Raw genomic sequence first — 13832 nt, forward strand, 5'->3', positions numbered from 1 at the left:
GTCACGGGCCGAGCCGCGCCAGATCCTCCGGGCTCAGCACCAGGTCCGCGGCCCGCGCCGAGTCCCGGGCCGTCTCGGGGCGGGTGGCGCCCGGGATCGGGATCACCGTGGGGGCGAGCGCCGAGAGCCAGGCGAGGGCCACCCGCTGAGGGCTCACGCCGTGCTCCCGGGCCACCGCGTGGAAGGCCCCGAACCGCTCCCGTGAACCGTCGGTCCCCCCGCCGGACGGGCCGTCCAGGGAACTGCGGGAGATGCCGCCCAGCGGGCTCCAGGGCAGGAAGGCGAGCCCCAGGCGGGCGCAGAGGAGCAGTTCGGGGTCGCTGTCGCGCACCGCGGGGGAGTACTGGTTCTGGACGGAGACCAGCCGGTCGCCGAGGATCGCGTGGGCCCGGCGGATCTGGTCGGCGGTGGTGTTGGAGATGCCGGCCAGCCGGATCGTGCCCGCGTCGAGCAGGTCGCGCAGGGCGCCGACGGAGTCCTCGAAGGGGACGGCGGGATCGGGCTTGTGCAGGTGGTAGAGGCCGATCGCCTCCAGGCCCAGCCGCTTCAGGGACGCCTCGGCCGCCGCCTTGAGGTGACGCGGCGAGCCGTTCACCGTCCAGGTGCCGTCCGCGGGCCTGCCGCGGCCGCCCTTCGTGGCCACCAGGACGTCCCCGGTGTCACCCCCGTAGGTCGCCAGGGCGCGGGCCACGAGCCGTTCGTTGTGGCCGGCTTCGCCGCCGGGCAGGTGGTACGAGTCCGCCGTGTCGAGGAGCGTGACACCGGCGTCGAGGGCCGCGTGCACCGTCGCCAGGGCCCGCGCCTCGTCCGGCCGCCCCTCGACGGACAGGGGCATCGTGCCGAGCCCCACCGCGCTCACCCGGAGCCCGCCCAGTGTGCGGTACCGCATGTCAGTCCTCCTCTCCGAGCGTCTCGGCCACGGCACGCGGCAGCCAGGCCCGCGCCTCGCCGAAGGGGAAACCGAGCCGCGTGGCCCGGCCGTTGTCCATGCCGTAGGAACGGCGGAAGGAGAAGGGGGAGATCTCGCCCACCTCGACGGCCTCCAGGACCGTCCGGCCGCCCGGGAGGCGCGCGCCGATCGCCTCGCACAACTCCCGTGTGGTCAGCGTTCCGTGGGAGGCCGCGTTGACCGGGCCGGTGAAGTCCTCGCCCACGGTCCAGAACAGGAAGTCGGCGATCTCCTCGACGTGGATGTAGGTCGCCGGGTGGTTCACGGCGGGCACGGCGATCGTCGCGCCGGTGCGGATCCGGTCGGCGTAGTGCTCCAGTCGGCCCGTGAAGTCGTCGTCCCCGCCCAGCACATGGGCGACGCGCACGGCCACGTACGGGAACGCGGGACCGGCCGCCGCGAACACCGCCTCGGCCTGCCGCTTGCCCTCGCCGTAGTGCGCGTCCAGGAACTCCGCTTCACCCCACGGGAGTTCGAGATCGACGGCGACCGTACGGGCGTCCACGGCGTCCTCGCCGACCGGGTCAGCCGTGTCCTCGTACTCGTACACCTCGACGGTCGACGTCATCACGTGCCGGCGCGTGCGCCCCGCGAAGACCCGGCGGGCGATCTCCGCCTGCCGCGGTGTGTAGCAGACCTGGTCGACGACGACGTCGAACACCCGTGACCCCAGCGCCTTCTCCAGCGACTCCTCGTCGTCGCGGTCGGCGATCAGATGGACCGTCCCGGCGGGCGGCGCGGACGAACCGCGGTTGACCACGGTGACCCGGTCACCCGCCGCCAGAAGCCGGGATATGAGACGTTTTCCGAAATACCGGTTCCCGCCGATGACGCAGATCTCCCGCACGTCGCCCTCCCCATTTCCCCGCACCCGTGCCGCGTGCACCCGTGCGTATCGCCCCGCGCGCCGGACACCGTTTCGCCGGGCGTTCACGGTGCTTCGGCCTGTGGTCATAATTCTCCCGTCGCAAGGGCAGGGACCGAAGGGGGAGACATGGGAGATCCGGCTGTCGTACCGAAAGAAGCACGGCATCAGCGCGCCGTCTCCGGCGAAACGCCGGTGGGCTTCGACGCGCTCGACCGGCAGATCCTGGAACTGCTCCAGAGCGAGGGCCGCATCAAGCTCAGCGAACTGGGCCGCCGCGTCCGGCTGAGCCCGGCCGCCGTCGCGGAGCGGGTGCGCCGGCTGGAGGCGACCGGAGCGATCACCGGCTACGGAGCCCAGGTGTCGGCGTCCCGCCTCGGCTACGGCATCCAGGCCTTCATCCGCGTCGATCCGCACGGCGGGTACACGCTGAAGCACCCCCGGACGCTGGAACTGCTGGCCCGCCCCGAGATCACCGAGGCCCACCACGTCGTCGGCGAGGACTGCTGGATCCTCAAGGTCGCCGTCGAGGACACCATCCATCTGGAGGACGTCCTGGAACAGACCTCCGCGCTGGGGCGGACGACGACCTCGATCGTGCTGTCGTCCCCGGTGGACCGCAAGCCGCTGCTCCCGCGCACCTCACGCTGACCCACGCCGGGACGCCCCTCGCGGACGCTTGCCTTGACGTCGGCGTCAAGGACTACCGTCGACGACATGCGAATCGGCGAGCTGGCCGCACGGGCCGGGACGACCACGCGGACCCTGCGCTACTACGAGTCGCGGGGGCTGCTCCCCGCGCGGCGGGGCGAGAACGGGTACCGCACGTACGACGAGGACGATCTGCGGCTGCTCCGGCAGATCAGGACGCTGCAGGACTTCGGGTTCGACCTGGAGGAGACGCGGCCGTTCGTGGAGTGCCTGCGGGCCGGGCATCCCGAGGGCGACGCGTGCCCGGCGTCCCTCGACGTCTACCGGCGCAAGCTCGGCGAGCTCGACTCGCTGATCGACGAGCTGCGGTCGGTGCGCGCGCAGGTCGGCGAGCAGCTCGCGCGGGCGGAGCGGGCGCGTGACGCGCTGGCGGCCGACGCGGAGGTTCCGGGTGGTCCGGAACCCGTGTGCGAACTGGGAGGGCGGACGCGATGATCAGGGCGACAGGCGTGGCCGAGGTGACGGACGCGGACTTCGGGGTGGAGGTGATCGGCTCGGATCTGCCCGTGCTGGTGGAGTTCACGGCCGACTGGTGTCCGCCCTGCCGGCAGATGGGCCCCGTGCTCAGCGAGCTGGCCTTCGAGGAGGCCGACCGGTTCAAGGTGGTCCAGCTCGACGTCGACACGAACCCGGAGACGACCCTGGCGTACGGCGTGCTCTCGATGCCGACGTTCATGGTCTTCCGCGCCGGTGAGCCCGTGAAGTCGATGGTGGGAGCCCGGGCCAAGCGACGGCTGCTCCAGGAGCTGGCCGACGTGCTCTGATCCCGTCCGGCGGAGAACCCGGCACACAAAAAATCCCCTGGACAATTGCGTCCGGGGGATTTCTCTGCGTATATTCAATGATTCACGACTTCGAAGGTTCGAGTCGCGAAGAAGTTCAGTAGGCGCAGTATATCCGGGCGGGAGCAGAATTGTCAAACAAGGGATCGCACACAGAATTCCCCGACGATGAACTGCGAAGTGAGCAGGAATTCATCGACGGGTTGTACGCGCGTGTGGACGCCCTGCGCGGTTCCACCGAGACCGCCGTCGAGGACGCGCTCGCCCAGGGCAACACACCCATGCAGGCCCGCCTCGAACGGGACGTCCTGGTCGCCGAACGCTCGGGACTGCTGGCCGCGCTGAACGCCGTGGACGGTTCGCTCTGCTTCGGCCGCATCGACCTGTCCCCCGTGGAAGGGGCGCCCGCCGCCGGCGTCAGCCACCACATCGGCCGCATCGGCATCCGCGCCGACGACATCGAGCGCACCCCGATCCTCATCGACTGGCGGGCCCCGGTCGCCCGCCCCTTCTACCTGGCCACCGGGCACACCCCGATGGGCCTGCGCCGCCGCCGGCACATCGGCACCGCCGGACGGCACGTCACCGACCTGCACGACGAGATCCTCGACCTCGGCGACCGCGAACGCACCGGCCACGAGGACCCGTCCGGCGACGCCGTGCTGCTCGCCGCGCTCAACTCGGCCCGCACCGGCCGGATGGGCGACATCGTGCAGACCATCCAGGCCGAGCAGGACCGCATCATCCGCGCGCCGCACCGGGGCGTCATGGTCGTCGAGGGCGGCCCCGGCACCGGCAAGACGGCCGTCGCCCTGCACCGCGCCGCCTATCTGCTGTACGAACACCGCGAACTCCTCGCCAAGCGGGCCGTCCTGATCGTCGGCCCCAACCCGGCCTTCCTCGGCTACATCGGCGAGGTGCTGCCCTCGCTCGGCGAGACCGGCGTGCTGCTCTCCACCGTCGGTGAACTCTTCCCCGGCGTCCACGCGACCGCCGCCGACACCCCCGAGGCGGCCGCCGTGAAGGGCCGCGCCCGGATGGCCGACGTCCTCGCCGAGGTCGTCCGGGACCGGCAGGCCCTGCCCGACCCGGTGATCGCCATCGAGCACGACCGGGACGTCCTGATGCTCGACGCGGGCCTCGTCCAGGTCGCCCGGGACCGCACCCGCGCGGCGGGTCTTCCCCACAACGCGGCCCGCGAGCACTTCGAGGGCCACATCCTCAACACCCTCACCGACATGCTCGCCGAACGCATCGGCACGGACCCCTTCGACGGCTCCAACCTCCTCGACCCCAGCGACATCACCCAGATCCGCGACGAGCTCGCCGAGAACCCCGAAGTCTGGTCGGCGATCGACCAGTTGTGGCCCAGAGTGACCCCGCGGCGGCTGGTCGCCGACTTCCTGGCCGACCCGTACGGCCACGTCCCCGACGAGGACGCGGCCGCGATCCTGCGCCCCTCGACCCGGGCCGGCGACTGGACCGCCGCGGACGTCCCGCTGCTGGACGAGGCGGCCGAACTCCTCGGCGAGGACGACCGGGTCGCCCGCGCGCTGGCCGACCGGGAACGCCGCACCCAGATCGCCTACGCGCAGGGCGTGCTGGACGTCTCCTACGCCTCGCGGACGTACGAGTTCGAGGACAAGCACGAGGACGACTCCGAGATCCTGTCCGCGCACAACATCATCGACGCCGAGCGGATGGCCGAGCGGCACGAGGAGGACGACCACCGCAGCGCCGCCGAGCGTGCCGCCGCCGACCGGACGTGGGCCTTCGGCCACATCATCGTGGACGAGGCGCAGGAGCTGTCGCCGATGGCGTGGCGGCTGCTGATGCGCCGCAGCCCCACCCGGTCGATGACCCTCGTAGGCGACCCCGCGCAGACCGCGGAGGCGGCGGGGGTCGGCTCGTGGGAGGAGATCCTCGCCCCGTACGTGCAGGACCGCTGGGAGCACACCCGGCTCGGCGTCAACTACCGCACCCCGTCCGAGATCATGGACGTCGCCGCCGGTGTCGTACGGGCCGAGCGCCCCGGGTTCGAGCCGCCGCGCTCCGTCCGGTCCACCGGAGTGCGGCCCTGGGCGCGCGAGGCCGGGGACGACCTGCCCGGCGCGGTCGCCAAGGCCGTCGCCGAACTGACCCCGGCCGAGGGCCGGCTCGCCGTGATCGCGCCGCGGGCGCTGCACTCCGCGCTCGCCGGCCGGCTGGACGGGGTGACGGCGGGCGGGGAACCCGACCTCACCCACACGGTCGTCCTCCTCGACCCCCGGCAGGCCAAGGGGCTCGAGTTCGACTCCGTCCTGGTGGTCGAGCCCGCCTCGTACGGGACGAGCGACCTGTACGTGGCCCTGACCAGGGCCACCCAGGCGCTGGGCGTCCTGTACACCGGCGAGCTGCCCGCCGCGCTGCGGGGCACCGGGCTGGAGTGAGGCGCCGACCGGTTCCCGGCGGTGTGTCCGCCGGGAACCGGGGCGCGCGTCGCCCGAAGCGGCCTCAGGCGGGCCGCAGCCACACCGTCGCGAGGGGCGGCAGGGTGAGCTGGATGCTGGCCGCGCGGCCGTGCCAGCCCGTGGGTTCCGGTTTGACGGGGTCGGGGTTGGTGACGTCGCCGCCGCCGTAGCGCCCGGTGTCGGTGTTGAGGATCTCGTGCCAGGCGGGGATCTCCTCGGGGACGCCGAGGCGGTAGCCGTGGCGGACGGCGGGGGAGAAGTGGGAGACGGCGAGCAGGGGGGTGCCGTCGGCGGCGTGACGCAGGAAGGCGAAGACGTTGTCGTCGGCCGAGTCACCGGTGATCCAGGCGAAGCCGGACGGGTCCGTGTCCCGTTCCCACAACGCGGGTTCGTGCCGGTAGACGGTGTTGAGGTCGCGGACGAGGTCCCGCACGCCACGGTGGTCGGGCTCGGCGCCGTACGCCGGGTCGAGGAGCCACCAGTCCGGTCCGTGGGCCTCGGACCACTCGGCGCCCTGGGCGAACTCCTGTCCCATGAAAAGCAGTTGCTTGCCGGGATGGGCCCACATGAAGGCGAGGTAGGCGCGGACGTTGGCGCGCTGCTGCCACCAGTCGCCGGGCATCTTGGAGACCAGGGAGCGTTTGCCGTGCACGACCTCGTCGTGGGAGATCGGCAGGACGTAGTTCTCGCTGTAGGCGTACACCATCGAGAAGGTCATCTCGTCGTGGTGGTACTTGCGGTGCACCGGGTCGTGGGACACGTAGTCCAGCGAGTCGTGCATCCACCCCATGTTCCACTTCAGCCCGAACCCCAGACCGCCGAAGCCTCCGGGGCCGGTGTGGTGGGTGGCCCGGGTGACGCCGTCCCAGGCGGTGGACTCCTCGGCGACGGTGACGACACCGGGGTTGCGCCGGTAGACGGTGGCGTTCATCTCCTGGAGGAAGGCCACGGCGTCCAGGTTCTCGCGGCCGCCGTGCTCGTTGGGGACCCATTGGCCCGGTTCGCGGGAGTAGTCGAGGTAGAGCATGGAGGCGACGGCGTCGACCCGCAGGCCGTCGATGTGGAACTCCTCGCACCAGTAGGTGGCGTTGGCGACGAGGAAGTTGCGGACCTCGCGGCGGCCGTAGTCGAATTCGAGGGTTCCCCAGTCGGGGTGGTCGGCGCGCCGCGGGTCGGCGTGCTCGTACAGCGGGCGGCCGTCGAACTCGGCGAGGGCCCACTCGTCGCGGGGGAAGTGCGCGGGCACCCAGTCCATGAGGACGCCGACCCCGGCGCGGTGCAGGGCGTCGACGAGGTACTTGAAGTCGTCGGGGGTGCCCAGGCGCGCGGTGGGCGCGTAGAACCCGGTGACCTGATACCCCCACGAGCCGCCGAAGGGATGCTCGGCGACGGGCATCAGCTCGACATGGGTGAAGCCGAGGTCGGTGACGTAGGCGGGGAGCTGGTCGGCCAGTTGGCGGTAGGTCAGGCCCGGTCGCCAGGAGGGGAGATGTACCTCGTACACCGAGAACGGCGCCTCATGGGCCGGCCGGTCGGCCCTCCGCTCCATCCACTCGGCGTCGCGCCACTCGTGGTGGGAGGCGTGCACGACCGACGACGTGGCGGGCGGCGCCTCGGTACGGCGGGCCATCGGGTCCGCGCGCAGGGTGCGGGATCCGTCGGGGCGGGCGATGTCGAACTTGTACAGCTCGCCCTCCCCGATCCCCGGAACGAACAGCTCCCACACTCCGGAGGAACCCAGCGACCGCATCGGATGGCCCGTGCCGTCCCAGAAGTTGAAGCCGCCGGCCAGCCGCACACCGCGCGCGTTCGGGGCCCACACCGTGAACCGCGTTCCGGTGACGCCCTGGTGCTCCATCGGCTCGGCGCCGAGCGCCCGCCACAGTTCCTCGTGCCGGCCCTCGCCGATCAGATGCAGGTCCACCTCGCCGAGCGCGGGCAGGAACCGGTAGGCGTCCTCGGTCTCCAGCACCGTCCCCTCGTAGGCCACGACCAGCCGGTACGTGTCGGGAACCGCGCGCAGCGGCAGCAGCCCCGAGAAGAACCCGTCCCCGTCGTCGCGCAGTTCCGCGCGCAGATCGTCCGTGACGACCGTGACCCCGAGCGCGTACGGGCGAAAGGCCCGGAAGGCGACGCCGTCCGGCATCGGATGGGCGCCCAGCACCCCGTGCGGATCGTGGTGCGTGCCGTCGAGAAGCCGGCGGCGGTCCGCCGGGCCGAGACCGGCGGGATGCGTCGGCGCGACGGGGACATCCCCGCCGGCCGCCGGCCTCCCGGCGGGCTTCCTGTCTTCGGGAGCCGGTTCGTTCGCGCTGGTCTTCTTCGGAGTGTCGTCGGACCGGGGGCGGGACGTCACGGGCGGAGCCTCCTCGGGCGGGTGAGCTGGGGGCGGGGCACAGGGGGATCAGGGGGACGCGGCCAGCCGCCGTACCGCCGCGAGCGGAACCGGCAGCCAGTCCGGTCGGTGCCGGGCCTCGTACACGACCTCGTACACCGCCTTGTCCGTCTCGAAGGCACGCAGTAATACGGGGTCCGTGCGCGGGTCGAGGCCGCTGACCTCGGCGTATCCGGTGCAGTAGGCGGCCCGGCAGATGTCGGCCCAGCCGGACTCCGCCGGTGCCCCCGCCGCGCCCGGAGCCCGGGGCACGGAGTGGGCCGCGTAGTCGAAGGAGCGGAGCATGCCCGCGATGTCACGTGCCGGGGGCTGGGGCATACGGCGCTCGGCGAGCGGTTTCGACGGCTCGCCCTCGAAGTCGATGAGCGACCACTCCCCGTCCGGGGAGCGCAGGCACTGGCCGAGATGCAGATCGCCGTGGACGCGCTGGGCCGTCCACGTGTGGCCCTCGGCGGACAGGCCGGCCAGCGCCTCGAACGCGGTCCGCAGACCGGGTGCGTGGGGCCGGAGCACGGGCACCGCACGCGCGGCGGCGTCCAGCCGTTCGGTCATCGCGTCGACGAGCGGCCGCACCTGGGCGTTGCCCAGGGTCACCACGGGCAGCGCGCGGGCCAGCGCCGTGTGCACCTCGGCGGTGGCCCGCCCGAGGGCGCGCGCCTCGGCGGCGAAGTCCTCGCCCTTGGCGAGCTCGCGCAGCGCCAGCTCCCAGCCGTCCGAGGCGCCCTGCACGAACGGCTGGAGCACGCCCAGGACGTACGACTGCCCGGACAGCTCGGTCCGCATCCAGGCGGTGGGCGCCGGAACCCGGGCACAGCCCTCGCGGGCCAGGGCCAGCGGCAGTTCGAGGTCGGGATTGATCCCGGGAACGATCCGGCGCAGCAGCTTGAGGATGAACGTGTCCCCGTACACCACGGACGAGTTGGACTGCTCGGCGGTCATCATGCGCGGCACGAGACCGGGCCGTATCTCCCGCCCGGTGTCCCGCTCGAAACGCAGCCCGCCGATGCGGGCCCGGGAGCGCAGGGCCTCCAGGAGCACATCGGCGGGCTGGGGGTCGTACAGGGCCTCGTACACCGTGTGTCCGGCGAGGGGCCCCTCGGTCAGGTGCCCGATCAGCGCCGGAGCGAGCCTCGGCGGCAGCGCCTCGCGTACGCCGATCAGTAACTGGTAGCAGTCGCCGGGGACGGCCGGGGCGCCCGGCACGGGCGGCTGATGGGCCCGCGTCAGCAGGTGGAACAGGCCCAGTTGGCCCTTCGCCGGCAGCAACTCGGTGGCGGCGACCGGCGATAGGCCGGTGACGGGCCGTCCCTTGCCGGCGAACCAGCGCTGCCGCGGCAGCCAGTCGCGCAGCAGGGGATCGAGGGACGCCAGAAGGCCGGGACCTGGGGGCGCGGTGCGTGTGACGGCTTCCGACATGGGTCGCGTCCTTTCCCCGGGGTCGGGGTGTTACGTATGCGTGCCCCGGGCGCAGCCGTGGAAACCGCCCCGCCCGGGGGCCTTTTCAGTCGGCCGGGTCCTGGAGATTTCCTGCGGACATGGCACAAGGGTGTCCAATTCCGGTGTGTGACACCAGACCTGGACACCCTTGCGGTGTTCACTCCCGGCCGCGCGTGCCGCGTGGGATCCGAGCCGCGGGCTCGGGTCAGACGGCGGAGGCGACGAAGGTGATCTTGATCTTCTGCGCGTCGTCCTTGGAGATGGTGTAGCCCGACGTCTTGGGCGTGAGCCAGAACTCGTACGTCGCGGAGTCGACCTTGCCCTTCGCCTTGCCCTTCAGTTCGGCCGTTCCCTTGACCAGCCTGAGCTCCGCCGTGACCTTCCCGCTGAGCGCGGTCGGCAGAGTGACGTTGGTCGTGACCTTCAGATCGGTCTCACCGGTGTTCTCCGCCGTGAAGACTCCGAGCTTCTTGGCGGTGACGTCGGTGAATCTGATCTCCTTCTTGTACGTGCAGACCGTGTCGTCCGTGGACCAGTTGCTGTGGTCATCGGGGTCGACCGTCAGCTTGGGGGGCTTGGCGGGTGTGGACGTGGGCGTCGGCGTGGGGGTGGCGGATCCGGAGCCCGAGGGGCTCGGACTCCCCGTTCCCGGGTCGTCGGACTTCCCCGGAGTCGGCTCGGTGGGTTCGGCCGTTGCCGTTGCCGTTGCCGTTGCCGTTGCCGTCGCCGTTGGCGTCGGAGTGGGAGGGAGGTCCGCGCTGACGGTGATAGAGCCCGTCACGGTATCGGTGAACGTGGCACCGCTGCTCACGCCGATGAGGCCAAAGCCACCCGCGGCGAGCGTGAACGCCGCCACGATCTTTCTCCGGTCGGAGATGGCCATGGGGGTAGAGCCCTTCTGATAGAGCCGGGTTCGTCTCGTGTTCCGGGCGGCGCGGCCGCAGGGCGGTCACAGCGGACGCCCGGGTGCGAGCGGTGGTGGAAATGCCTGGGCCCACCCGGTCCGACCGGCGTCTCGCCAGGTCGGGTCGGGTGGGCTGTCGGCGGACCGTTCAGATTCCTGCCGTGACCGGCGAGGATCAGGCGGTACCGGTCAGGCTGAAGACGACGTTGGCCGACTTGCCGGAGACGTCGTTGCCGAGGTCCGTGGCCGTGAGGACGACCTGGTACTGGACGTAGCCCTGCGCGGGAACGTGCGGCTGGCCGTCGCCGGCGCTGCCGCCGACACGCTCCAGCGTGGCCGTCAGGCCCTCGATGCCGGTGGGCGTCACCGTGGCCTTGAAGGGCAGGTCGATGTCGCCGTCGTTGTGGACGGTGATGATCGGGGTCCGGTAGGTCATCGTCGACTTGTCGAAGAAGACCTGCTGGGGGAGGGTGGCCTTGTGGCCGTCGGTCCCGGGCGTGATGGTCCAGCCGTTGTAGTCCTCGATCCGCAGCTTGGCGGTGCCCGTCTTGACGGACGAGGTGGCGGTCACGGTGTCGGTGAACACGGCGCTGCTGCCGATGCCGACGAGGCCGATGCTGCCGGCGACGATCGCCGCGACGGCGATCGCCTTCTTCTTGTTGGAAATGGCCATGTGAAGGACCTTTCAGGAGCGGGGCTCCGGCGTACGGGGGCGTCTGCCCGACCCGGCCGGTGGACCCGTAGGGTGGCCGCAGCGCCTGAACCCGCCGCGGGAGGGCAATCCCGCGGCGGGTCGGTGGTCACTGGACCAGGGCGTTTTTGCGGGGTGGGCCGGAGGTTCCGGCCGATGGAAGCGGTCGGAACCGCTCCGGCCCACTCACGCGGGGGTGGATCAGGAGGTGGCGGTGACCTTGACGGCGACCGAACCGGTCAGGTTCTGCCAGGAGTTGTCGAGGTTCTTGACCTCGATCTCCACCTTGTAGGTGGCCTTGGCACCCTTGTTCAGCCAGGTCGAGTCGGTGGCGGCGTCGACGCGCGTGACCTTCACGTTGAGGGCGCCGCCCAGGTCGCCGCTCTTCACGACGTCGAACGCGACGCCCGCACCGGCGGTGCCGTCGTTCTCGACCGTGAAGTTGGTGACCAGACGGCTGGTGGAGGAGCCCAGGAGCTGCTCGCCCTCGAGAACGGCGTAGTTGCCGGACACGATGTTCCAGGCCGAGGTGCCGCCCCAGGTGTAGGTGGCGTGCGGGGCGACACCGTCGTACGCCGAGGTGGTGCCTTCGGCCTTGACGATGTTGAGGTCGGCGTGGCCGGAGCGCAGGTCCGTCTGCGCGGTGACCGTGTCGGTGAAGGTGGCGCCGGCGCCGGCGCCGATGAGGGCGAGGCTGCCGACGGCGATCGCGGCGGCCGCGATCGTCTTCTTCTTGGAGGAAATGGCCACGGTGTTGGGCCCTTCTGTTGGATGGGTTGAGACTCGGGCGTGCGCCCAGGGCACGACACGGCCCTCCCGGCGGCCCATTGGCTGGGTGCCGCCCGGTGACGTGTCACGGGAAGGAGTCCCGTGGCCCTTATGGGGTGGTGGTCTGTGGGGTGGGCTTCTTCGGGCGCCACAGCAGGACGACGACGCCGCCCACGATCAGCACGGCGGCCGCGCCGAGCAGCACCCTGAAGCCGGTTTCGGTGCGGATCGAGGTGGTGACGTAGCCGATGTACGGCACGTCGTGACGGACGATCCAGGCGGTGTCGCCCTCGGGGCGGACGTGCCAGGGGTCCTGGGTCCGGTTGGCGTCGCCCTTGGTCTCCAGGACGGGTCCGTCCGCGGAGGGCGTGATCTTCACGATCCGGTGGACGACCTGGCGTTCCGGCTCGTCAGGGCGGTGGAAGATAACGATGTCACCGACCTTCAGCGACGTGACCGGAGCCCGCTGCGCGATCACGACACTGCCGGTGGGCAGCTTCGGCTCCATGCTGCCGCTGAGAACCGAACTGGCCTCCCATTTACCGGACTTGACCGCGACCGCGGCCACGGCGAAGCCGACGGCGAGCAGGACGACCACGAGGCTCAGCAGGGCCGAGAGGACCCGGTGGGCCCAGTGCCGACGCCCGGGCGGCCGCTCGGCGGCCGGCGTCTCGGCGGGTTCCGCCGTCGCACTGCGTACTGCCAGCTTCAACTGTTCTCTCCTGCGGACGAGTTCGGGCCTGCGGGGCGTGCGGAAGGCACGGTTGCCGGGCCACCGGGGGAGGCGCGGGGGAATGTCGCTCGGGGGCTTGCGCATCCCCCGCGCCCGTCTGGGGGAAGAGCCGCGGAGTCCGCGGGACTTCCGTGTCCGAGTGCGGGTCGGAAGGAGGGCGGCGACAGGACGGGCCTTTGGTCCGGAGACAGAGCGGGTCCCCGGGTCGCCCCGTCGCCGCGGTCTTCACAGGACACGCACAACGTCGGGTCGGAGGCCGGCCGACCGTGAGGTCACCCGTCGGTACGGGGCGCCGGTCCGCCGATAAGGAGAGCCGCTATAAAGCGGTGCCTGACCTGGACAATCTCATCCACTCCCGCGCTGTGCGCATGCCATGAACTCCCCCCCAGGGAGTGGCCTCCGTCGAGGTGGCCAAGATCAGATTAGGGGTGTGTGCGCATGGTGGGAAGTGTGTGGATGAAGTGTGGAGGTCGCGTTATCGAAACGTGATACTGGAGTGGTTTAAAGGTGGCGAGACGGCCGCTGTTGCGGCTTCCGGGGGGTGTGCCCGGATCTGGCGGGTGCCGGGCCGAACGCCGCTATTCAATGGGCATGTCATGGCGTGACCCGGCATCAACGGTCGTGTCCGGGCGTCAACGGACGTGTCCGGAACCCTGGTTGGGTTCCGGACGGCGTCCTTCGCGCGGAACGCGGCTCGTCAGACGGATTCCTTCCGGAGCCGGAACCAGTAGAAGCCGTGGCCGGCGAGGGTGAGGAGGTAGGGCAGTTCGCCGATGGCCGGGAACCGCACGCCACCGATGAGCTCGACGGGGTGCCTGCCGTTGAACTCGCGCAGGTCGAGCTCGGTGGGCTGGGCGAAGCGCGAGAAGTTGTGCACGCACAGGACGAGGTCGTCGTCCTCCTCGCCCTCGACCGAGGGTGCCTCGCGCAGGAAGGCGAGGACGGCGGGGTTGGAGGAGGGGAGTTCGGTGTAGGAGCCGAGTCCGAAGGCCTTGTTCTGTTTGCGGATCTCGATCATGCGGCGGGTCCAGTGGAGCAGTGAGGAGGGCGACGACATGGACGCCTCGACGTTGGTGACCTGGTAGCCGTAGACGGGGTCCATGATCGTGGGGAGGAAGAGGCGGCCGGGGTCGCTGGAGGAGAAGCC

At 71.3% G+C, this 13832-nt stretch carries 13 protein-coding genes; 4 read left to right on the top strand and 9 right to left on the bottom strand.

The genetic code is table 11. The annotated features are described in order from the left end of the window. Position 1: 1 nt before the first annotated feature. Together ACIQ7M_RS35215 and ACIQ7M_RS35220 are read right to left on the bottom strand one after the other, a co-directional pair. Entirely contained in the window at positions 2–889 is an 888-nt protein-coding gene (locus ACIQ7M_RS35215) for an aldo/keto reductase (RefSeq protein WP_403651797.1), read from the bottom strand. Position 890: 1 nt separating this feature from the next. Then, positions 891–1796, bottom strand: coding sequence for an NAD-dependent epimerase/dehydratase family protein (locus ACIQ7M_RS35220; RefSeq protein WP_403651800.1), 906 nt, complete (start codon positions 1794–1796; stop codon positions 891–893). A 147-nt stretch (positions 1797–1943) separates the two neighbouring features. On the opposite strand from ACIQ7M_RS35220, the gene ACIQ7M_RS35225 reads away from it, so the two are divergent. The 4 genes from ACIQ7M_RS35225 (at position 1944) to ACIQ7M_RS35240 (ending at position 5736) form a co-directional block, all read left to right on the top strand. Beyond that, positions 1944–2465 (top strand): Lrp/AsnC family transcriptional regulator, encoded by a 522-nt coding sequence (locus ACIQ7M_RS35225; RefSeq protein WP_403651803.1) that lies wholly within the window; start codon positions 1944–1946, stop codon positions 2463–2465. A gap of 66 nt (positions 2466–2531) precedes the next feature. After that, positions 2532–2960, top strand: coding sequence for a MerR family transcriptional regulator (locus ACIQ7M_RS35230; protein WP_355762302.1), 429 nt, complete (start codon positions 2532–2534; stop codon positions 2958–2960). Beyond that, positions 2957–3289: a thioredoxin family protein gene (locus ACIQ7M_RS35235; protein ID WP_403651807.1), complete on the top strand. Its 333-nt coding sequence runs from the start codon at positions 2957–2959 to the stop codon at positions 3287–3289. The genes ACIQ7M_RS35230 and ACIQ7M_RS35235 overlap by 4 nt, the downstream gene beginning before the upstream one ends. Positions 3290–3420: 131 nt before the next feature. Further along, positions 3421–5736, top strand: a complete 2316-nt coding sequence (locus ACIQ7M_RS35240; RefSeq protein WP_386985616.1) for a HelD family protein — start codon at positions 3421–3423, stop codon at positions 5734–5736. Between the two features lie 64 nt (positions 5737–5800). On the opposite strand, the gene glgB is transcribed toward ACIQ7M_RS35240, so the two are convergent. The 7 genes from glgB to ACIQ7M_RS35275 all read right to left on the bottom strand — a co-directional run. Further along, entirely contained in the window at positions 5801–8113 is a 2313-nt protein-coding gene (glgB, locus tag ACIQ7M_RS35245; protein ID WP_403651810.1) for a 1,4-alpha-glucan branching enzyme, read from the bottom strand. 48 nt (positions 8114–8161) lie between these two features. Further along, on the bottom strand, positions 8162–9568 hold the full coding sequence (locus tag ACIQ7M_RS35250) for a maltokinase N-terminal cap-like domain-containing protein (RefSeq protein ID WP_386985607.1): 1407 nt from the start codon (positions 9566–9568) through the stop codon (positions 8162–8164). A 226-nt stretch (positions 9569–9794) separates the two neighbouring features. Then, positions 9795–10472 (bottom strand): hypothetical protein, encoded by a 678-nt coding sequence (locus tag ACIQ7M_RS35255; protein ID WP_403651814.1) that lies wholly within the window; start codon positions 10470–10472, stop codon positions 9795–9797. A 196-nt stretch (positions 10473–10668) separates the two neighbouring features. Next, positions 10669–11166 carry a hypothetical protein gene (locus tag ACIQ7M_RS35260; RefSeq protein ID WP_403651817.1) on the bottom strand — a complete coding sequence of 166 codons (498 nt, stop codon included), beginning with the start codon at positions 11164–11166 and terminating at the stop codon, positions 10669–10671. Between the two features lie 219 nt (positions 11167–11385). Further along, complete coding sequence (locus ACIQ7M_RS35265) at positions 11386–11934, bottom strand: hypothetical protein (protein ID WP_403651820.1); 549 nt, start codon at positions 11932–11934, stop codon at positions 11386–11388. A gap of 127 nt (positions 11935–12061) precedes the next feature. Beyond that, the gene (locus ACIQ7M_RS35270) at positions 12062–12664 is read right to left on the bottom strand and encodes a signal peptidase I (RefSeq protein WP_355762284.1); all 603 of its coding nucleotides are present in this window, start codon (positions 12662–12664) and stop codon (positions 12062–12064) included. A 718-nt stretch (positions 12665–13382) separates the two neighbouring features. Continuing rightward, on the bottom strand, positions 13383–13832 hold a 450-nt coding region (locus tag ACIQ7M_RS35275), incomplete at its 5' end, for an alpha-glucosidase C-terminal domain-containing protein (RefSeq protein ID WP_403651823.1).

It is taken from the genome of Streptomyces sp. NPDC096324, from assembly GCF_044763015.1.
Classification (GTDB): Bacteria; Actinomycetota; Actinomycetes; order Streptomycetales; family Streptomycetaceae; genus Streptomyces.

Excerpts from the sequence above, each read along its gene's own strand:
- ACIQ7M_RS35215 (WP_403651797.1), bottom strand. The coding sequence starts at position 889 with ATGCGGTACCGCACACTGGGCGGGCTCCGGGTGAGCGCGGTGGGGCTC.
- ACIQ7M_RS35225 (WP_403651803.1), top strand. The coding sequence starts at position 1,944 with ATGGGAGATCCGGCTGTCGTACCGAAAGAAGCACGGCATCAGCGCGCC.
- ACIQ7M_RS35230 (WP_355762302.1), top strand. The coding sequence starts at position 2,532 with ATGCGAATCGGCGAGCTGGCCGCACGGGCCGGGACGACCACGCGGACC.
- ACIQ7M_RS35235 (WP_403651807.1), top strand. The coding sequence starts at position 2,957 with ATGATCAGGGCGACAGGCGTGGCCGAGGTGACGGACGCGGACTTCGGG.
- ACIQ7M_RS35250 (WP_386985607.1), bottom strand. The coding sequence starts at position 9,568 with ATGTCGGAAGCCGTCACACGCACCGCGCCCCCAGGTCCCGGCCTTCTG.
- ACIQ7M_RS35255 (WP_403651814.1), bottom strand. The coding sequence starts at position 10,472 with ATGGCCATCTCCGACCGGAGAAAGATCGTGGCGGCGTTCACGCTCGCC.
- ACIQ7M_RS35260 (WP_403651817.1), bottom strand. The coding sequence starts at position 11,166 with ATGGCCATTTCCAACAAGAAGAAGGCGATCGCCGTCGCGGCGATCGTC.